Here is an 18,877-nt window from a genome sequence, read left to right as displayed (position 1 = left end):
GGCCGGATCGGCCCGGTTTCCGGTGGCGACGACGCGCGGGACGCGCCATGCAGCGGCGGCAAGCGGCGCGGTCAGACCCCGCGACTACGTCCGGGGCCGGCAGTATTCACGCAGTAAAAAAGCCGGTGCCGCCATGAGCGACACCGGCTGTTTCGCGTGTGAGCGATGCGGAGAATTGCGTTACGCGAGCGCCTTCTCGACGATCTCGCGCACGTCCCGCGACTTCGCGCCTGCCGCGACCTGCTCGAGCGCTTCGCGCATCCGGTCGCGCAGCGCGGGCGTGAAGCGGCGCCACAGTTCGAGCGAGCGGGCGAGGCGCGCCGCGACCTGCGGGTTGATCGCGTCGAGCGCGAGCACCTGTTCGGCCCAGAATGCATAACCCGAGCCGTCCGCCGCGTGGAATTGCGCGGGGTTGGCCGCGCAGAAGCTGAAGATCAGCGAACGTGCGCGATTCGGATTCTTCAGGTTGAACGCGGGGTGCGCGAGCAGCTTGCGAACCTTCGCGAGCGTCGGCTGCGCGGGCGTACCGCGTTGCGCGGCCTGCATCGCGAACCATTTGTCGATCACGAGCGCTTCCTTCTCGAAGCGGCGGTAGAAATCGTCGAGCGCGTGCTCGGCCGGTTCGTTCGCGCCGGCGGCCGCGGCGGACAGCAGCGCGCCGAGTGCGGCCGCGCGATCGGTCATGTTGTTCGCCGCGTCGTATTGCGCGGTCGCGAGGCGCACGGCATCGGCCGGATCCTCGAGCTCGGCGAGATATGCGAGCGCGAGGTTCTTCAGCGCGCGGCGGCCGGAAGCCTCGGGCGTCGGTTCGTAGGCGCCGGGCGTCTGGTGCTGCTCGTATGCGGCGAGCCATTCGGCGCGCAGCGCGGTGGCGAGCTGGCGGCGCACGAACTGGCGCGCGCGATGCACGGCGGCCGGATCGGCTTCGGCCATCTGGTCGGCGAGGTAGGTTTCCGACGGCAGCGTCAGCGCGAGTTCGCGGAACGCGGGCGACAGCGTCGCGTCGGTCAGCACGCGGCGGAAGGCGGCAACGAAGTTCTCGCCGAGCGTGAGCGGCTCGTTCGCGGCGGCACGCGCGGCGAGCGTCAGCAGCGCGCGCGTCGCGAGGCGCTGGCCGGCTTCCCAGCGGTTGAACGGATCGCTGTCGTGCGCGAGCAGGAACGCGAGGTCGTCGTCGCTGTAGTCGTACTCGACGATCACCGGCGACGAGAAGTTGCGCAGCAGCGACGGCAGCGGTTGTTCCGGAACGTCGACGAACGTGAAGGTCTGTTCGGTGTCGGTGAAGTCGAGCACGCGCGTCGTGCCCACCGCGGCGGCTTCGCCGTCGAGGCGCAGCGGCAGGTCGCGGCCGTCGCGGCCGATCAGGCCGATCGCGAACGGGATCAGCAGCGGCCCTTGCTGCGTTTCGCGCGCGGCCGGCGACGCGTCGCCGTAGCCCTGCGCGAGCGTGACGGTATAGCGGCGCGCGGCCGCGTCGTACGCGGTGCGCACCGACACGCGCGGCGTGCCGGCCTGGCTGTACCAGCGCTCGAACTGCGCGAGGTCACGCCCGTTCGCGTCGGCCATCGCATGGCGGAAGTCGTCGCAGGTCACGGCGTGCCCGTCGTGGCGCTTGAAATACAGGTCCATCCCCTTGCGGAAGCCGTCGCGGCCGAACAGCGTCTGGTACATCCGCACGACTTCCGAGCCTTTCTCGTAGACGGTCATCGTGTAGAAGTTGTTGATCTCGACGTAGCTCTCCGGGCGCACCGGGTGCGCCATCGGGCCGGCATCCTCGGCGAACTGCAGCTGGCGCAGCACGCGCACGTCCTCGATGCGCTTGACCGCGCGGGCCGCCGATTCGATGGCGTCGCCCGCGGCCATGTCGGCCGAGAATTCCTGGTCGCGGAACACCGTCAGGCCTTCCTTCAGGCTCAGCTGGAACCAGTCGCGGCAGGTCACGCGGTTGCCGGTCCAGTTGTGGAAGTACTCGTGGCCGACCACCGATTCGATGTTCGCGAAGTCGGTGTCGGTCGCGGTCTCGGGGTTCGCCAGCACGTACTTCGTGTTGAAGATGTTGAGCCCCTTGTTTTCCATCGCGCCCATGTTGAAGTCGCCGACCGCGACGATCATGAAGCGGTCGAGATCGAGCTCGAGGCCGAAGCGCTTCTCGTCCCAGCGGATCGAATGGATCAGCGAATCCATCGCGTGACGCGTCTTGTCGAGATCGGCCGGCTCGACCCACACCTGCAGCAGCTTTTCCTTGCCCGAGCCGGTCGTGATCTTCTCCTCGATCGCGACGAGCTTGCCGGCGACCAGTGCGAACAGGTAGCTCGGCTTGCGGAACGGGTCTTCCCACTTCGCGAAGTGGCGGCCGTCGGGCAGGTCGCCGGAATCGACGAGGTTGCCGTTCGACAGCAGCACCGGGTAGGCGGCCTTGTCGGCGCGCAGCGTCACCGTGTACGACGCCATGACGTCCGGGCGATCGAGGAAGTAGGTGATGCGGCGAAAGCCTTCGGCTTCGCACTGCGTGAAGAAGTTGCCGCTCGATACATAGAGACCCGACAGCGTCGTATTCTGGTCGGGCGCGCATGCGCTTTCGAGCGTCAGCTCGAATGCATCGGGGACGTTCTCGACGGTCAGCCCGTGCTCGTGCGCGCGCACGGCGCCATGCGGCGCGCCGTCCAGCCGTGCGCCGACGAATTCGAGCGCTTCGCCCATCAGCTCCAGGTGCGGCGCGGGCGCGGCGTCCGGGTTGCGGCGCACGCGCATCGTATTCCTGACGATCGTACGGGCCGGCGCGAGATCGAATTCGAGCGCAACGGCATCGATGAGAAAGGCCGGCGGCGTGTAGTCGGCGCGGCGGATCACGGTGGAGGAAGCGTTGTCGGACATGGTCGTCGAGATCGGTGGAGTGGGGGACGGGCCCGTGGCACGGGCCGGGCGAACCGGGCCATTGTACAAAGGCTTGCGGCTGCGTGCCGGGCGAACTTTTTACCGGTTCCGGGAGTCCGCGTATTATCGGCATCCCGTTACGGTTCGCGCGGTGCGACGAACGGGTGACGGATCGAAGAGGATCAACATGAAACGCGAATGGATTCAACGCGGTGCGGGCTGGGCGGCGGTGCTGTGCGTGGCGCTGCTGACCGGCTGCACCAGCTACGTGACGACCCAGGTCACGGCCTTCTCCGACTGGAGCGGCAGCGACGCGACACGCACCTATGCGTTCACCCGCACCGACGCGCAGAAGAACAGCATCGAGCAGTCGACTTACGAGCCGATCGTCGCTAACGAGCTGTCCACGTATGCGTTCCGGCAGGTGCCGCAGGCGCAGGCGCGCTATCTCGTCGGGCTGACCTATGCGGTCGGCAGCGATCTCGTGACGGTGCCGCAGCCCGTTTATTACGATCCGTGGTTCGTCGGGCCGGGGCCGTACTGGCGGCGCGGGCCGTGGGGCCCGTGGGGGCCCTGGGGGCCGATGCCGGCCGGTTATGTCGCGCAGACGTACCAGGTGTTCGACTACACGCTCGGCATCCGCATCACCGAGCGCGCGACGGGCAAGGAGGTCTACAACGTGTCCGCGCGCACGACCGGCGACAACGGCACGCTGCTGTACGCGATGCCGTTCCTTGCGCGCAGCGCGCTCGCCGATTTCCCGCTGTCGAACGGCGCGGTCCGCTCGGTCCGGCTGCCGGTCGACAAGCGCGGCGGCCCGGCGGCACCGGCCGCCAACGAGCGCGTGGTGCCGGCTGCGCCCGCTTCGGGCGCAGCCGCCGCCAAGTAACGCGGCATCAGCCTCGGCGCGGCCGTCCGGCCGCGCCTGCCGTTTTCTTCCCCGTCAGACCCCGACGCCCAGCAGCGCCAGCGCGCCGAGCACGACGAACAGCACGGCCGCGATGCCGTGCACGAGCTTCGTCGGCAGGCGGTGCGCGAAACGGTCGCCGAGCAGGATCGCGGGCACGTTCGCGAGCATCATCCCGAACGTCGTGCCGGCCACGACACCGATGTAGTCCTGGAAGCGCGCGGCCAGCGCGACGGTCGCGATCTGCGTCTTGTCGCCCATTTCCGCGAGGAAGAACGCGACGAGGGTCGCACCGAACACGCCGAGCCGCGAGCGGTTGGCATTGGCCTCGTCGGCGTCGAGCTTGTCCGGCACGAGGATCCACAACCCCATCGCGATGAACGAGAACGCGAGCGCCCAGCGCATGATCGACGGCGTGACCAGCGCGCCGAGCCATTCGCCGAGCGCGCCGGCGAAACCGTGGTTCACGAGCGTCGCGACGAGCACACCGAGAATGATCGGCACCGGCTTGCGATAGCGCGCGGCCAGGACGAGGGAAAGCAACTGGGTCTTGTCGCCGATTTCAGCGAGGGCGACGGCGCCGGTGGAGATCAGGAAGGCTTGAGACACGTATGGGGTTCCACGGGCCGGTGTTGTGCGTGCGAGCGACGATCCACGGCGCGCCGGGCCCTGATGCGGCGCACTGTGAACCATCGGTCTCGCCAGGCCTAGGTGGCTGCGCCCGCCATGGCCGCAAGGCCAAGTCTGTTGACGGACGCCTCCGTCACGATGCGCGCCGGGGGCGCGGGACATCGAGCGGAGCGGCTACTCCCCAATGAGCGGCGAATTCTAGCACGGCGTGTCGCGCGCGGGAAAGCGGTCGAGCGGTGCGGTGCCTGGTGTCGGGGCGGGAATTGGCGTTCGGCAAGCTCCGGCCGTACAGCAGGCCCGGCAGGCGGGTAGCGGCCGCAGGCAGACGCGGCGGCGAACGCCCGCGCCTGCCGTGACACCCCCCGGAACGCCGTTACGCGGCGGGGCGGCGCGCCGCCCCGCGCTCGTGGACGAGTTCGCCGGCCGCATAGGTGCGGTACACCGCGCGGTCGTCGCCGAGCAGCGCGAACGCGAACAGCAGTTCCTCGAGCGAATCCGCGCGCTTCGTCCGGCGCGCGAGCAGCGGCGTGGCCTGCGGATCGAGCACGACGAAGTCGGCCTCGGTGCGCGGCTTGAGCGTGCCGACCGTGTCGGCGAGGTCGAGCGCCTGCGCGGCGCCGGCCGTCGCGAGCCAGAACATCCGCGTCGCGGTCAGGTGGTGGCCCGACAGCCGCGCGACCTTGTGCGCTTCGTTCATCGTCTGCAGCATCGAGAACGACGTGCCGCCGCCGACGTCGGTCGCGAGCGTGACGGGCACGTCGTGTTCACCGGCCTTGTCGAAATCGAACAGCCCGCTGCCGAGGAAGAAGTTCGACGTCGGGCAGTGCGCGACGACGGTGCGCGTCTCGGCCATCCGGCGGCGGTCCTCGTCGTCGAGGTGGATGCAGTGGCCGTACACCGCGCGCGGGCGCAGCAGCCCGTAGCGATCGTAGATGTCGAGATAGCTGCGATGGCCGGGGAACAGCTCGGCCACCCATTTCACCTCGTCGACGTTCTCCGCGACGTGGCTCTGTACGAACACGTCCGGATGGCGGCGCGCGAGTTCGCTGCACGCCTCGAGCTGCGCTTCGGTCGACGTCGGCGCGAAACGCGGCGTGAGCGCGTACATCTGGCGGCCCTTGCCGTGCCAGCGGCCGATCAGCTCGGCACTGTCGTCGTAACCGGATTGCGCGGTATCGCGCAGGAATTCGGGGCAGTTGCGATCCATCAGCACCTTGCCCGCGATCATCCGCAGGTCGCGCGCGTCGCTCGCCGCGAACAGCGCATCGGCCGACTGCTTGTGCACCGTGCAGTAGACGAGCGCGCTCGTCGTGCCGCAGGCGAGCAGTTCGTCGACGAAGAAGTCGGCCACCTCGCGCGCATGCTCGGGATCGCCGAACTGGCGCTCGGTCGGGAACGTGTACTTGTCCAGCCACGGCAGCAGGCCCGGCGCCGGCGACGCGATCATGTCCGTCTGCGGATAGTGGATGTGCGTGTCGATGAAGCCGGGCACGATCAGCTTGTCGCGCAGGTCATGGACGATCGCGTCGCGCGCGAGCGTCGCGGCGAGCTGCGCGTACGGGCCGGCCGCGACGACTTTGCCGTCGTCGACGATCAGGAGGCCGTCGGTCTCGTAGTTCGCGGCCTGGCTCGATTGCGCCGGGTCGCCGTTGAAAGTCAGCAGCTGGGAACGGAAAGCGGTTTGCGTCATGACGAATGGTCCTGCATCAAGGTAAGGCGAACAGAAGAAAGCGATCGACGCCGGAGGGCGGCGGGACGGCGTTTCGCGAGCGGTAGCGGCATGCTGCGTGCGGCACGACCGGAGGCGATTGCGCGGGCGAACGTGGCGGCCGAAGCCGCCGTCGAGTGGTTGCCGGTGGGCCTCGCCGCCGCTGCGTTCGCGACCGGAGCGGCGGCGAACGCAGCGGCAAACCGCGACGGCAAGCACGGGCGGGCGACGACGAATGGCGCGCTCGCCGCGCGGGCACGCACGCGACCGTTCCGGCGCGACGCCGGGCCCGTGGTTGCGAAGCGGATGCCGTTGCCGTGTTTCATCTGTCTGGCGTTCCTCGATGCGGGCCGTCAGGCGGCCTGCCAGTACGCGTCGAGGCGTGCGTACAGTGCGTCGCGCTGCGCCGGATCGATGAACGATGCCTCGAAGCCGTTGCGGATCACCGCATGGACTTCGGCATCCGTGAGTTGCAGCCCTTCGGCCGTCGCGAAGTAGTTTTCATTGACGTAGCCGCCGAAATAGGCCGGATCGTCGGAGTTGATCGTCACCGCGACGCCGCGATCGAGCAGCGCCTTCAGCGTGTGTTTCGCCATGTCGTCGAACACGCACAGCTTGAGGTTCGACAGCGGGCAGACGGTCAGTGCCGTGCGCGTCCTGGCGAGACGCTCGACCAGGGCCGCGTCCTCGATGCTGCGCACGCCGTGGTCGATCCGGTCGACCTTCAGCACGTCGAGCGCCTCGTAGATGTACGCGGGCGGGCCTTCCTCGCCCGCATGTGCGACGAGCTTCAGCCCGAGCGCGCGTGCCTTGTCGAACACGCGCGCGAACTTCGTCGGCGGATGGCCGAGTTCGGACGAGTCGAGGCCCACGCCGATCAGGCGATGGCGATAGCGCTCGAACAGCGGCAGCGCGGATTCGAACGTCGCGAGCGCGTCCTCTTCGGACAGGTGGCGCAGGAAGCACAGAATCAGCTTGCTCGACAGCCCGCGCCGCTCGTAATCGGCGAGTGCGCGCTCGATGCCCGCGACTACCGTCTCGATCGGCACGCCGCGTTCGGTGTGCGTTTGCGGATCGAAGAACAGTTCGGTGTGGACGACGTTGTCGGCGAGCGCGCGTTCGCAGTACGCGGCCGTCATGTCGTAGAAATCCTGCTCGGTCAGCAGCACGCTCGCGCCGGCGTAATAGATGTCGAGGAACGACTGCAGGTCGGTGAACGCGTAGGCGGCGCGCAGCGCGTCGATCGAGTCGTACGCGAGCTTCACGCCGTTGCGCTGCGCGAGCGCGAAGATCAGCTCGGGCTCGAGCGAGCCTTCGATGTGGATGTGCAGCTCCGCTTTCGGCGCGCGGGCAATCTTGTCCTTGAATGTCGGGGTCATGGCGTCGTTCTTGGTCGGTCAGTAGGTAGGGGAAGCCTGCGCGGCCGCGTTCGCTTCGACGGCTTGCAGCAATTGCGCAGCCACCGAGATCGCGATCACTTCGGGCGCCTTGTCGATGATGCCTTCGACACCGATCGGGCAGCGCATCCGCGCGACCTGGGCCGGGTCGATGCCGATCGCCGCGAGGCGATGATCGAACTGCACGCGTTTGGCGTGCGAGCCGGTCATCCCGAAGTATGCATAGTCGCCGCGTCGCAGGATGCGCTCGGCCAGCACGAAATCGAGTGCGTGGTCGTGCGTCATCACGACGAAGTAGGACTGCGGCGGCGCCGTGTCGACGGCGTCGGCCGGGGCAGCGGCCGCCTCGATCGCGAGGTTGCCGATGCCGGCGAGCGCGTCGGCCGGCGGGAACACCGCATCGGGCCCGTCGATCCAGCGCACCTGGCACGGCAGCGTCGCCAGCACCTTCACGAGTGCAGTGCCGATGTGCCCGGCGCCGAACAGCACGACGGGGAACGCATACGGCGCGATCGTTTCGGTCATCAGCGACACGCCGCCGGTTTCCCACAGCAGGCAGTCGGCACGCGCGGCTTCCGATTCGGGCTCGCTCAACAGCGGCGCGCCCGGCGAGGGGCCGAATGATACGCTACGCACGGTCGCGGCGCCGGCCGCGACTCGCTTCGCGAGCGACATGATCCAGCCGAGATCGCCGACGTCGAGCCGCTCGAACGCGAGCACCACGGCGCCGCCGCAGCACTGGCCGAGGCTCGGGCCGAGCGCGAGCCGTTCGAGCCGGCGCGCATGCGGCACGTGCGCGCCGTCCTTCAGCAGATGCCGCGCGATCTCGATCGCCTTCCATTCCAGATGACCGCCGCCGATCGTATGGCGGGCCGTGTCGCGCGTGACGAGCATCTTGGTGCCGGCTTCGCGCGGCGCGGAGCCGTCGGTGTGCGCGACTGTCACGAGCACGGCGGCTTCGCCGTGCGCGAGCAGTTGCTGCAGATCGCCGAGCCAGGCTTCCATCAGCACACCCCTTGCGAAACGACGCGGCACGACACGCGGCGCGGGCTGGCGAGCGTGGCGGCAATGATGACGGACGGGAACGGGGCGGGCCGGCCGCACGGCGAATGCGGTGCGGCGGCGCGGCGACGGTGCGCGCGGACGGCACCGCCGGATACGCGGACGCCATGAGGGTGACGGATGCGGATGGTTTGCGTTGTCATGATGAATCCAGTCGACATTGCGGATCGGGCGCGCGTTACGCAGGGGTGGTGAGACCGCCTGGCCTCGCGCACGTAGATCGCCATCCAGTCCCGAAGATAGCACCGCACGGCGACGGGAACATCGCGGGGCGGTGATCCGGGCTATCAGGAGGCGATCATGTCGATCATAGGCCCGCCGCCCGGGATCGGGGCGCCGATGCGTGCACATCGGGCCAAAACGCAGGCGTGGCGGGGCTGGGCGCGGAAGTCGCGCGATGCGCGTTCGCCCGGCTATCCGGGTGGCGGCGAGGTAGGTGTTTACGCGGGGCCGCCCGGGTACGGCCGGTCAGGGGCGACCGGCCGGGCCGGTTCGGAGAATGCTCCGGTGCCGGGCTTGCCGGCCGGCGGCGTGCGGCCCGGGTGAGCGGGCCGCGCGCAGGCCGGTGCGAAACCGGCCGGTCAGGCCGCGAGCTTGCGGCGATGGCGCCAGAGGCTCGCGACGACGGCAACCAGGATCGCGGCGAAGCCGATCAGCGCCCAGCCGGGCAGCAGGATGCCGAAGATCGGCGGGTAGACGGTCTCGCACAGCCCGGCGACCTTGAACATGCCGGGGAACCACTGCGCGGGCGGCAGGCTGTCGACGATCGGCTGCAGCGTGTCGAAGCCGCAGCTGAAGCCCGGATTCATCTGGATCGACAGATGGCGGGCGGCCGTGCCGACGCCGCCGGCCGCGGCGATCGCGATCAGCAGCTCGAGCACCCAGATGACGCGCCAGTTGCGGATCCCGGCGGCCAGGAACGCGAAGATCCCGATCGCGCAGAAGAAGTAGCGCTGGATGATGCACAGCGGGCAGGGATCTTCGTTCTTCACGTACTGCAGGTAGAGCGCACCGGCCAGCAGGGCGATGCACACCCAGCCGAGCAGCATCAGCAGGCGGCGTTCGCGGCGGATTGCGAGCGTGTAGTCGTTCATGTCGGCGGGGTTCCTCGTGGGTCGGTCCGGAAAACAATCGCGCGATTTTAGCGCGAACGGTCTGGCACGAAACTGACAGCGCGCGTGCGGCAACCTGCCGCACCGCGCGCCCTGTCCGCCGGCGCTCGGCTGGCTGCGTTCAGCGGATCGTATTGAGCACGGCCTCGACGGCCTGGCCGATCGCGAGCAGCGCGTCGTCGCGATGCGGTGCGGCCGCGAGCATCAGGCCGACCGGCGCCGCGTCGCGCGGATGGCACGGCAGCGACAGCGCGCACGCGTCGAGGAAGTTGAACGCGCTCGGGTTGCGCAGGATCAGCGCGTTGGCGCGTGTGAACGCGGCGTCGTCCGTTTCGAGGTCGGCGATGCGCGGCGGCACGACCGGCACCGTCGGCGCGACGAGTGCATCGAAACGCGCCCAGACCGTGTGCGCGGCTTCGTCGAGCATCGCCGTGCGCGCGGCGAGCAGGTCGAGATAGTCGGCCGCGCTCGCGGGTTCGCCCTTCAGGATGCGTGTGAGCACGCGCGGATCGTACTGGTCGCGGTGCCGAGCGAGCAGCGGGCGATGCCATGCGTAGGCCTCGATCGGCGAGAAGCCGAAGCGGTTGACGTCCGGCAGCCGGTCGAGCGCCGGGAAGCGCACTTCCGTGACGATCGCGCCGGCGGCTTCGAGATGCTTGAGCGCGGCGTCGAGCGCGGCCGCGACGTCGGCATCGACACCGTCCGTCACGTAGTTCGTCAGCACGCCGAGCCGTACGCCCTCGAGCGGCCGGGCGGCCGGCACGTGCGGTTCGAGGCCCGCGAGCATCCGGTCGACGAGTGCGCAGCAGGCGACCGTCAGGCCGATCGGGCCGAACGAGTCGAGCGTCGTCGACAGCGGTACGCCGCCTTGTGTCGGGATCCGGCTCGCGGTCGGCTTGAATCCCGTCAGCCCGCACAGCGCCGCCGGAATGCGGATCGAGCCGCCCGTGTCGGTGCCGAGCGCGACGGCGGCCATCCCGTCGGCGACGGATGCAGCCGCGCCGGACGACGAGCCGCCGGAAATCCGTGCGTCGCCCGGCACGTCGCGGTGGTACGGCGAGCGCGGGTGACCGAAGTGCGGATTCAGCCCGAGCCCCGAGAACGCGAACTCGCTCATGTTGGTGCGGCCGACCAGCACCGCGCCCGCCCGCTTGAGCCGGGCGACGGCGACCGCATCGGTGCGCGCGGCCGGCGCGCCGTCGAGCACGCGCGAACCCGCGCGCGTCACCTGGCCCGCGACGTCGAACAGGTCCTTGACCGACACGGGAATGCCCGCGAGCGGCGACAGCACGGTGCCCGCGGCGCGCAGCCGGTCGTGCGCGTCGGCGGCGGCACGCGCGTTGTCGGCATCGACTTCGGTGAAGACGACCGCGCCCTGGCCCGACGGATCGGCGATCCGGTCGAGCGCGGTGTCGACGAGCGCGCGGCTCGTGGTCCGGCCGGCGGCGAGATCGGCGGCGAGCTGGGCGAGCGGGGGAAAGGGCGTGAAAGTGGTCATGGCGGCTCAGGGGCGAAGATGTTGAAGAAGCGTGGAGCGGAACGAGTCGATATGGTTTTCGACGGCCGCGCGTGCGCCGGCGGCATCGCGCGCGGACAGCCGGTCGAACAGTTCGCGATGCTCGTGCTGGACGTCGGCGAGATGGTGGGGTTCGGACAGCGTGACGAACCAGAAGCGCAGCGAGCGTTCGTGCAGCGCGCGCAGGATCTCGGCGAGAACCGCATTGCGCGCGGCCGCGGCGATCGCCTGGTGGAACGCGCGGTCGAGTTCCATCATGCCCTCGACGTCGTGCGTGTCGACGCATGCCTGTCCTTCGTCGAGCAGCGCGGCCAGGCGCGCGAGATCGTCGGGCGTCGCATGGCGCGCGGCGAGTTCCGCGCAGTGCGCTTCGTTGATGCGCCGCACGTCGATCACCGCGACGATGTCGTCGAGCGACAGCGGCTGCACCATCAATCCCTTGCGCGGCATCACGGACAGCAGCCCTTCGAGCACGAGCCGATGCACGGCCTGGTGCACCGGCGTGCGGCCGATCCCGGTGCGGGCGACGAGGTCGGCTTCGTTGAGTGCGGCGCCGGGCTTCAGGCGCATCGTGATGATGTCGCGCTGGATCAGCGCATAAGCGCGGTCGGCGAGGCTGGCCGCCGGTGCGGCGGGGCGGTCGCGGGTGACGTCGGTCAGGGCATTCATGCGGTGTGCGGCGCGGCGGCCGGACGGGGCGCGATCATGGCGCGGGCGATCGGGAAGCGTGGACGATGGCTGGATATTATTGTGATATATCACTGGTGTCCAGTACCGGCGGCGGTGCACCGGCTTGCCGGCGCGAGGGACGGGGGCGCTTGCCGGCGCAGTTTGCCGCCGACTTGCAACAATATCGACAGGATGTTGCAGGTTTGCCGCGCGATCGTGCGCTGACGCATAATGAATCCTCGTTTATCCATACGCGTGAGCGACGTACCAGACCATCGTCATGAGCGAAAACACGCCTTCCCCGGCCGGTCTGCCCGGCACCTCCTCCGTTTCTTCCGATTCCCCCCGTACCGATCCGGCGAAAGCGCCCGATGCGCCGGCAGCCCAGGCCGCCGCGCAGAACGTCGCCGCGGACGGCGCGTCGCCGGTCACGGCGGCGTCCGAGCCGGGTGCGTCCGGTGCAACGGGCGCCGCCGTCGATGGCGCTGCTGCCGCGCCGCCGAAGCATGGCGCGCCGCCGCCGGGGTTCGGCGCGCAGCCCGACTTCGACACGCCGCGCCCGCCGCCGGCGAGCGCGCAGAATGCGCCGCCGGCCTACCTGAAGCAGAGCGACACGCCGTGGTCGGTGTTCGGCCGGATCGTGGCCGCGCGCGCGCGCCGGCTGTTCGACCGCGCTGGCCAGCGCATCACGCAGCGCACGCTGCGCATCGGCGTGTCGGCGCGGATCTTCCATCCGGAACCGGGAGCGAAGGGGCTGCGGGGCAAGACGCTGCAGTATCTCGAGGAATCGATCGCGCACTGGGTGATGTCGCGCGACGTGCTCGTGTTCATGATTCCGACCGTCGGCCACCAGGGCATGATTCACCCGAGCAACATCCGCCTGCGCGACTACGCGAAGCATCTCGACGGGCTGCTGCTGCAGGGCGGCGCCGATGTATCGCCGCAAACCTACGCCGCGTCCGACGCCCGCCCCGAATGGCCGGGCGATCGCGTGCGCGACATGTACGAACTCGAGCTGCTGCACGAGTTCGTCGAATCCGGCAAACCCGTCCTCGGCGTATGCCGCGGCTGCCAGTTGATCAACGTCGCGTTCGGCGGCTCGCTGTACCAGGACATCGCCACCGACGTGCCCACCGCGAATGCGCACGTGAGCGAGCATTACGACCAGCATCGACACGCGATCCGCTTTCCCGATTCGTCGACGCTCGCAAGCATGTTCCCCGGGCGCAGCGAGGCGATCGTCAACTCGATTCACCATCAGGCGATCCGCGATCTCGGCCGCGATCTGAACATCGAGGCCGTGTCGGCGGGCGACGGGATCATCGAGGGCATTCGTCATCGGCGTTCGCCGTTCGTCGTCGGCGTGCAGTGGCACCCCGAGTTCCATCGCGCCGGCGGCTCGGAGCTGCTCGACTGCACGCCGCTGCTCGATGCGTTCCTGCGCGCGGCGCGCGAAACCCGCCTGTAGCCAGCCACTTTCTTCGCGTCGTACGAAGGCCGGCCGCATCCCGATAAATTCGAGATGCGGCCATTTCGTTTTGAACGATAATCGCGAGTTCCGATTCGTTCGCCGGAGTCCGACGTTGGTTTTCCGAAATTTTTCCCCTGCACGATGCGCAACGTGGATCGTTGCGCTGGCTGCCTGCACGCAAGCAGGCACGGCCTGGTCCGCCGACGCGACCGCGCCGGCCGCCGGTACGCGCCCGGCGGTCACGAGCCTGCGCGGCGACGCGGCGGCGTCCGCCGCGGTGGCGACGGATGCATCCGCGCAAGGCAATGTCGCCGAGCTGACGCAGATGCTGCACGATGGCCGGATCGTCGAAATGCGCACGACGTACAACGGCAGCTACGGTGCGAGCCTGATGTTCGATCCGCGCGAGATGACGTACTACGTCGCGCTGTTCCAGGACAAGCACCTGTGGCGTGTGATCCGGTCGCAGGAGAAGAGCCGCGCGGAGATGGTGTACGCGAACTTCGTTCAGCAGACCGTACAACTCGCCGATATCGAGATCCGTCGTACCGAGCTGGAGGCGCAGAAAGCGTTTCTCGAGCGTGTGATCGCGCTGCAGGCGAACCGGGCGCAGCAGTTGCAGGCCGACCTGAGCGTTGCGCGTAGCCAGCAGGCCGAAGTCGCGCAACGGCAGCGTTCGGCGCAGGAGCAGGCACAGGCGCTGCAGGTCGAGAAGCGGGCCGCGCAGATGCAGTTGCGTGATCTGCAGGAGCAGGTGCGGCAACTCGAGAAGCAGACCGAGACGGGGCTGCCGGCACACAAGTAACGATGCGTCAGACGGACGGAGAGAGACGGGCAAAACCCGGCGAAGCTTGCTTCGCCGGGTTTTTTTATGGCGCGGCCGTCAGCGCGCGAACGCGTCCGGCGTATCGGTCAGGCGGCGGTGGGACAGTTGTGCCGTCCAGTCGAAACCGGCGGCGGGCGTGTGCGATGCGCGCTCGGGTTGGGTAGCGCGCAGCGCGCTTGCCATCGCGATCAGCGTGAGCGGATCGTCGAGCGTGTCGCGTGGTTCGGCGATTGCGGGCGACGCGGGGGCGAACTGATCATGTGCGCGTGGGGCAACCGTGCTGCTTCGGACCGGTGGGCGCGCGGCCAGCCGCGACGCGGCCGCGGGCCGGGCCGGTGCTGCCGTCGCGCCGCGTTTGTCGTTCGAACGGAGTGACGATGCAACGGCCGTGGGCGGCACGTTGGACGTTGCGTCGGGACGAAGCGGTGCCGGACGACGCGCGACGTGGTGCATGGCCTGCGGCGCTTCGGTCGTTGTCGCGACAGGCGCGGCCATCGTGCGCCGCGGTGGCGTGCTCGTCGACGTACCCGGCTGTACCGTCGCGACCTGCACGGTGCCGGACCACGACGTAGCGTGATCCGGCACGCTGCCGGCCGCTTGAATCGCGTATGTGGGCCCGAAGCCCGCTGGCGGTTCATATGCGGCGATCAGCCAGCCGATGATGCCGAGCGCGCCGATGCTCCAGCAGATCGCATACCGCGCACGCCGGTCGTGAGAGCGGCGGATGCGCGCGCCGGCAACGCCAGCCGGCACGACCGGCGCGCCAGCCGAAACCGGCATCGATAACGCCACGGGCCGCGGCTGCCAGCGGCATGTGCTGTGCGGCCGGTCGACGTCGATGCAGGATGTCGTCAGCGTGGCGAGACAGTGCCTGTCGGGCCGTGCACCGGGCGCGCCGCGAAAGGTCCATTCGCGGCCGAACGACGGAGCGATATCGAGCGGCTTGACGCGAGGGCGGGCGAGTGCGCCTTCGACGGGGACGAGTGGCGATGGGGTCATGAGGGCGGTACGCCGTGCGACACGGGCAACCGTGCCGGCCGCGGCGCGGCAATGTCGTCGCAAATCGTGACATTGTGGTCAGGTGGCGAGAGCAGGTCGATCAGATCAATCCGATTTTTTCTTCCGATTCGGGGCGACTCGTACGAGAAGAGTGCCGCGACGGCAATGGCAACGGTCGCGGCGGCACAAGGCAAATGTCGGGTTGGCGTGGCATGATGCGCGAACCATGCCGGTGCGCGCGTCGTCGCGCGGCGCGCCGCCGGCGGGCAGCGATGCCCGTGCGCGCCGGCCCGGCGCCGCGTGCGTCGTCGGATCCATGCGGCGCGGATTCGCGCCATCCGAGCTGAGCGAGAAAAACATGTCCACAGCGTCACACGCCGTCACGCAGGAATCGAAATTCCGCACCGTGTTCCGCGTCGTCAGCGGCAACTTCCTGGAAATGTACGACTTCATGGTCTACGGCTATTACGCGTCGGCCATCGCGAAAACCTACTTTCCGAGCGGCAACGCATTCGCGTCGCTGATGCTGTCGCTGTCGGTGTTCGGCGCGGGCTTCCTGATGCGCCCGGTCGGCGCGATCGTGCTCGGTGCGTACATCGACCACCACGGCCGGCGCAAGGGGCTGATCCTGACACTCGGGCTGATGGCGCTCGGCACGCTCACGGTGGCCGCGATACCCGGTTACGCGACGATCGGCGTGCTCGCGCCGGTGCTCGTGCTGCTCGGCCGGCTGCTGCAGGGCTTTTCGGCGGGCGTCGAACTCGGCGGCGTGTCGGTCTACCTGTCGGAGATCGCGACGAAGGGCCACAAGGGGTTCTATACGTCGTGGCAGTCGGGCAGCCAGCAGGTGGCCGTGGTGTTCGCCGCGTTCGTCGGCGTGCTGCTCAACCGTGCGCTGCCGGTCGAGGAGATGACCGCGTGGGGTTGGCGCATTCCGTTCCTGATCGGCTGCCTGATCGTGCCGTTCCTGTTCCTGATCCGGCGTTCGCTGAAGGAGACCGACGAGTTCCTCGCGAAGCGTCATCGTCCGACGATGGGCGAGATCATGCGTTCGATGCTCGACAACTGGGGCGTCGTGGTGGCGGGCATGGGGATGGTGATCATGACGACGGTGTCGTTCTACATGATCACCGCCTATACGCCGACGTTCGGCAAGGAAGTGCTGCACCTGTCGTCGCTCGACGCGCTCGTCGTGACCGTCTGCGTGGGGATTTCCAATCTCGTGTGGCTGCCGCTGTCCGGTGCGTTGTCCGACCGCATCGGTCGCCGCCCGGTGCTGATTGCGTTTACCGTGCTGACGCTGCTGTCGGCTTACCCGGCCGTGCTGTGGCTCGTCGGCGATCCGTCGTTCCTGCGGCTGCTCGCGGTCGAACTGTGGCTGTCATTCCTGTATGCGTCGTATAACGGCGCAATGGTCGTCGCGCTGACCGAAGTGATGCCGGCCGACGTGCGCACGGCCGGTTTCTCGCTGGCATACAGCCTGGCGACGACGATCGGCGGCTTCACGCCCGCGATCTCGACGCTGCTGATTCATCAGACCGGGAACAAGGCGGCGCCGGGGCTGTGGCTGAGCGTTGCCGCGATTTGCGGGCTGATCGCGACACTCGTGCTGTATCGCACGCCCGAGGCTCGCAACCAGTACAAGGCGGCCTGACAGGCAAGCGCATGTCGCGCGGCGCCGGCCGCGCGCGTCGCATGGAAAAAGGGAGCCCGGGTGATGAACGGCGCTCCCTTTTTTCGTCCGCGTTCAGGCTTCGCGCAGCATGTCGGCGACTGCTGTCGCCACGTCGAGCCATTGCCCCGGTGCGGGCTGGCGGGCGAGCCTGGCCTGCGGATACCACGGGCAGTCGTCGCCGGTGAACCAGCGCCAGTCGGGCGCGAACGGCAGCATGACCCACAGTGGCTTGCCGAGCGCGCCGGCGAGATGCGCGACCGCGGTATCGATCGTGACGACGCCGTCGAGCCGTTCGATCAGCGCGGCCGTGTCGGCAAAGTCGTTCAACCGGCCGTCGAACCGGTGCACGCGCGGATGCGCGTCGACGCGCGCGCGTTCGTCCTCGTCGAGTGCGGGTTGCAGCACGATCCAGTCGATATCCGGCAGCGCGAGCAGCGGCGCGAGCGCGTCGAACGGCATCGAGCGGTTTTCCTGCGCCTGCCGGCGCCCCGACCATGCAAGGCCGAACTTGCGCTTCGACTGCCCGCCGAGCGAGCCGCGAAAACGCCTGCCGGCGCCGTCGGGGGCATCGAGGTAGCGCGAGCCCGCGACGATGTCCTCCGCCTGAAGCCCGAGCAGGAACGGCAAGCTCATCAGCGTGCAGGCGACATCCGCGGTGGGCGGTTTCGCGGTGCCTTGTGCGACGAGGGTCACGCGCCAGCGCGCGGCCGCCGGCGCCAGCAGCGTAACGAGTTCCGGCTGGACTTCGAGCACGACGCGCGCGCAGCGAGCGCGGGCGAGCGGCACGAAGCGGACGAACTGCAGCGTGTCGCCGAAGCCCTGTTCCGCGCGGATCAGCAGCGTGCGCGACGCAATCGGTTCGCCTTGCCAGCGCGGCAGCGTGCCGAGCGGCGTCGCGCCCGGCGTGTCGTGGCGCGCTTCATAGGCGGGCAGGCCGCGCGTGAAGTCGCCGAGCGTCAGCAGCGTGACCGCGCGGTGCAGCCGTGCCAGCGTGAGATCGGGGGCGACACGCAGCGCCTGGTCGAACGCGCGTAGCGCCATCTCGTGCGCACCGAGCGCGTGATGTGCGTTGCCGAGGTTCAGCCAGGCCAGGCTGAACGACGGATCGAGACCGACCGCTCGCTCGTAGAAGGGCAGCGCGTCGCGGTGGCGCGCCTGCGCGCTCAGTGCGTTCGCGAGCCCGAACAGCGCGAGCGGAAACGGCGGATGCAGCGCGAGCGCGGCTTCGAACGCGGCGGCCGCCTCGGCATGCCGCCCGACCGCGTCGAACGTGTTGCCGAGATTGAAGTGCGCGGCGACGAAGCGCGGCTGCGCGGCGATCGCGGCCTGGAAGTGCGCGATCGCATCGTCGGCGCGGCCCATCGCGTTCAGCGCCATCGCGAGGTTGTTGTGCGCCCCAGCATGCCCCGGCCGCAACTCGAGCGCGCGATGGAACGCGGCGAGCGCATCGTCGTGGCGGCCGAGCGCGTTCAGCGCGTTGCCGAGATTGTTGTGGATCGATGCATCGTCGGGCGTGAGCCGCAGCGCGCGGCCGAATGCGTCGATCGCATCGTCGTGGCGCTGCAGCGCCGCATACGCGTTGCCGAGGTTGTAGTGCGCGAGCGGAAATTCGGGCGCGAGCGTCAGCGCGTTGCGAAAGCGGTCGACCGCCTCGTCGAGCCGGCCGAGCGCCTTCAGCGCGTTGCCGAGATTGAGCTGCAGCGCGGCATCGTCCGGACGCAGCGCGACGGCGCGGCCGACGAGGTCGGCCGCCTCGGCGTGCTGGCCCTGCTGGTGCCGCAGCACGCCGAACAGATGCAGCGCGTCGGCGTTGGCGGGATCGGAGGCGAGCGCGTTGCGATAGCCGTGCTCGGCCTCGGCGAGGCGGCCCGCGCGGTGTGCGGCATACGCTCGGTCGAATGCGGTATCCATGACGCGAAAACTGACGGAAAGGGCGTATTTTCCCACACCGCGCGGCGCCGCCGCGCGTCGGCCGATCGGCATATGGCCCCGTCACGTGGAGCGGCGTAGACTTGCAGGATCGCGTGTCAT

At 69.2% G+C, this 18,877-nt stretch carries 15 protein-coding genes and 1 riboswitch; of the genes, 4 read left to right on the top strand and 11 right to left on the bottom strand.

What is annotated here, in order from left to right; genetic code table 11:
* Nucleotides 1-180 precede the first annotated feature (180 nt).
* A complete protein-coding gene (gene pepN / locus ACTJLD_RS09895; protein WP_440658629.1) occupies nt 181-2,874 on the bottom strand; it encodes an aminopeptidase N in 2,694 nt (897 codons plus the stop codon).
* Nucleotides 2,875-3,061: 187 nt separating this feature from the next.
* Between pepN and ACTJLD_RS09890 the strand changes: the two genes are divergently transcribed.
* Nucleotides 3,062-3,763, top strand: a complete 702-nt coding sequence (locus tag ACTJLD_RS09890) for a DUF4136 domain-containing protein (RefSeq protein ID WP_440658628.1) — start codon at nt 3,062-3,064, stop codon at nt 3,761-3,763.
* A gap of 54 nt (nt 3,764-3,817) precedes the next feature.
* Here ACTJLD_RS09890 and ACTJLD_RS09885 read toward each other — a convergent pair whose 3' ends face one another.
* From ACTJLD_RS09885 to ACTJLD_RS09850, 8 genes are all read right to left on the bottom strand, one after another.
* Nucleotides 3,818-4,390, bottom strand: a complete 573-nt coding sequence (locus ACTJLD_RS09885; protein ID WP_021163944.1) for a TMEM165/GDT1 family protein — start codon at nt 4,388-4,390, stop codon at nt 3,818-3,820.
* A gap of 78 nt (nt 4,391-4,468) precedes the next feature.
* Nucleotides 4,469-4,606: riboswitch (yybP-ykoY riboswitch) on the bottom strand.
* 178 nt (nt 4,607-4,784) lie between these two features.
* Entirely contained in the window at nt 4,785-6,101 is a 1,317-nt protein-coding gene (gene guaD, locus ACTJLD_RS09880; RefSeq protein WP_027788087.1) for a guanine deaminase, read from the bottom strand.
* Nucleotides 6,098-6,445, bottom strand: coding sequence for a hypothetical protein (locus tag ACTJLD_RS09875; RefSeq protein WP_440658627.1), 348 nt, complete (start codon nt 6,443-6,445; stop codon nt 6,098-6,100). The genes guaD and ACTJLD_RS09875 overlap by 4 nt, the downstream gene beginning before the upstream one ends.
* Nucleotides 6,446-6,472: 27 nt before the next feature.
* Nucleotides 6,473-7,498: an adenosine deaminase gene (locus tag ACTJLD_RS09870; RefSeq protein WP_175863692.1), complete on the bottom strand. Its 1,026-nt coding sequence runs from the start codon at nt 7,496-7,498 to the stop codon at nt 6,473-6,475.
* Nucleotides 7,499-7,516: 18 nt separating this feature from the next.
* A complete protein-coding gene (gene xdhC, locus ACTJLD_RS09865) occupies nt 7,517-8,521 on the bottom strand; it encodes a xanthine dehydrogenase accessory protein XdhC (RefSeq protein WP_027788085.1) in 1,005 nt (334 codons plus the stop codon).
* 638 nt (nt 8,522-9,159) lie between these two features.
* Nucleotides 9,160-9,672: a disulfide bond formation protein B gene (locus tag ACTJLD_RS09860; RefSeq protein WP_027788084.1), complete on the bottom strand. Its 513-nt coding sequence runs from the start codon at nt 9,670-9,672 to the stop codon at nt 9,160-9,162.
* A 139-nt stretch (nt 9,673-9,811) separates the two neighbouring features.
* On the bottom strand, nt 9,812-11,188 hold the full coding sequence (locus tag ACTJLD_RS09855; RefSeq protein WP_060206530.1) for an amidase: 1,377 nt from the start codon (nt 11,186-11,188) through the stop codon (nt 9,812-9,814).
* 6 nt (nt 11,189-11,194) lie between these two features.
* On the bottom strand, nt 11,195-11,875 hold the full coding sequence (locus ACTJLD_RS09850) for a GntR family transcriptional regulator (RefSeq protein WP_027788082.1): 681 nt from the start codon (nt 11,873-11,875) through the stop codon (nt 11,195-11,197).
* A 280-nt stretch (nt 11,876-12,155) separates the two neighbouring features.
* Between ACTJLD_RS09850 and ACTJLD_RS09845 the strand changes: the two genes are divergently transcribed.
* Nucleotides 12,156-13,343, top strand: a complete 1,188-nt coding sequence (locus ACTJLD_RS09845) for a gamma-glutamyl-gamma-aminobutyrate hydrolase family protein (RefSeq protein ID WP_440658626.1) — start codon at nt 12,156-12,158, stop codon at nt 13,341-13,343.
* Nucleotides 13,344-13,458: 115 nt separating this feature from the next.
* Nucleotides 13,459-14,151 (top strand): DUF2968 domain-containing protein, encoded by a 693-nt coding sequence (locus tag ACTJLD_RS09840; protein WP_060060710.1) that lies wholly within the window; start codon nt 13,459-13,461, stop codon nt 14,149-14,151.
* A 78-nt stretch (nt 14,152-14,229) separates the two neighbouring features.
* On the opposite strand, the gene ACTJLD_RS09835 is transcribed toward ACTJLD_RS09840, so the two are convergent.
* The gene (locus ACTJLD_RS09835; protein WP_440658624.1) at nt 14,230-15,171 is read right to left on the bottom strand and encodes a hypothetical protein; all 942 of its coding nucleotides are present in this window, start codon (nt 15,169-15,171) and stop codon (nt 14,230-14,232) included.
* A gap of 358 nt (nt 15,172-15,529) precedes the next feature.
* On the opposite strand from ACTJLD_RS09835, the gene ACTJLD_RS09830 reads away from it, so the two are divergent.
* The gene (locus tag ACTJLD_RS09830; protein ID WP_124545196.1) at nt 15,530-16,825 is read left to right on the top strand and encodes an MFS transporter; all 1,296 of its coding nucleotides are present in this window, start codon (nt 15,530-15,532) and stop codon (nt 16,823-16,825) included.
* 93 nt (nt 16,826-16,918) lie between these two features.
* Here ACTJLD_RS09830 and ACTJLD_RS09825 read toward each other — a convergent pair whose 3' ends face one another.
* Nucleotides 16,919-18,757, bottom strand: coding sequence for a tetratricopeptide repeat protein (locus ACTJLD_RS09825; protein ID WP_440658623.1), 1,839 nt, complete (start codon nt 18,755-18,757; stop codon nt 16,919-16,921).
* Nucleotides 18,758-18,877 lie beyond the last annotated feature (120 nt).

It is taken from the genome of Burkholderia sp. 22088 (assembly GCF_052045915.1).
In the GTDB taxonomy this organism is placed as follows: domain Bacteria; phylum Pseudomonadota; class Gammaproteobacteria; order Burkholderiales; family Burkholderiaceae; genus Burkholderia; species Burkholderia cepacia.
Note: the sequence above shows the minus strand (reverse complement) of the source record. Positions and strands in the feature narration are given on the sequence as shown.

What these genes read in the sequence shown, in the direction of transcription:
- xdhC (WP_027788085.1), bottom strand. Translation starts at nt 8,521, where the DNA reads ATGGAAGCCTGGCTCGGCGATCTGCAGCAACTGCTCGCGCACGGCGAA.
- ACTJLD_RS09890 (WP_440658628.1), top strand. Translation starts at nt 3,062, where the DNA reads ATGAAACGCGAATGGATTCAACGCGGTGCGGGCTGGGCGGCGGTGCTG.
- ACTJLD_RS09860 (WP_027788084.1), bottom strand. Translation starts at nt 9,672, where the DNA reads ATGAACGACTACACGCTCGCAATCCGCCGCGAACGCCGCCTGCTGATG.
- ACTJLD_RS09825 (WP_440658623.1), bottom strand. Translation starts at nt 18,757, where the DNA reads ATGGATACCGCATTCGACCGAGCGTATGCCGCACACCGCGCGGGCCGC.
- pepN (WP_440658629.1), bottom strand. Translation starts at nt 2,874, where the DNA reads ATGTCCGACAACGCTTCCTCCACCGTGATCCGCCGCGCCGACTACACG.
- ACTJLD_RS09845 (WP_440658626.1), top strand. Translation starts at nt 12,156, where the DNA reads ATGAGCGAAAACACGCCTTCCCCGGCCGGTCTGCCCGGCACCTCCTCC.
- ACTJLD_RS09855 (WP_060206530.1), bottom strand. Translation starts at nt 11,188, where the DNA reads ATGACCACTTTCACGCCCTTTCCCCCGCTCGCCCAGCTCGCCGCCGAT.
- ACTJLD_RS09870 (WP_175863692.1), bottom strand. Translation starts at nt 7,498, where the DNA reads ATGACCCCGACATTCAAGGACAAGATTGCCCGCGCGCCGAAAGCGGAG.
- guaD (WP_027788087.1), bottom strand. Translation starts at nt 6,101, where the DNA reads ATGACGCAAACCGCTTTCCGTTCCCAGCTGCTGACTTTCAACGGCGAC.
- ACTJLD_RS09850 (WP_027788082.1), bottom strand. Translation starts at nt 11,875, where the DNA reads ATGAATGCCCTGACCGACGTCACCCGCGACCGCCCCGCCGCACCGGCG.
- ACTJLD_RS09830 (WP_124545196.1), top strand. Translation starts at nt 15,530, where the DNA reads ATGTCCACAGCGTCACACGCCGTCACGCAGGAATCGAAATTCCGCACC.
- ACTJLD_RS09875 (WP_440658627.1), bottom strand. Translation starts at nt 6,445, where the DNA reads ATGAAACACGGCAACGGCATCCGCTTCGCAACCACGGGCCCGGCGTCG.
- ACTJLD_RS09835 (WP_440658624.1), bottom strand. Translation starts at nt 15,171, where the DNA reads ATGACCCCATCGCCACTCGTCCCCGTCGAAGGCGCACTCGCCCGCCCT.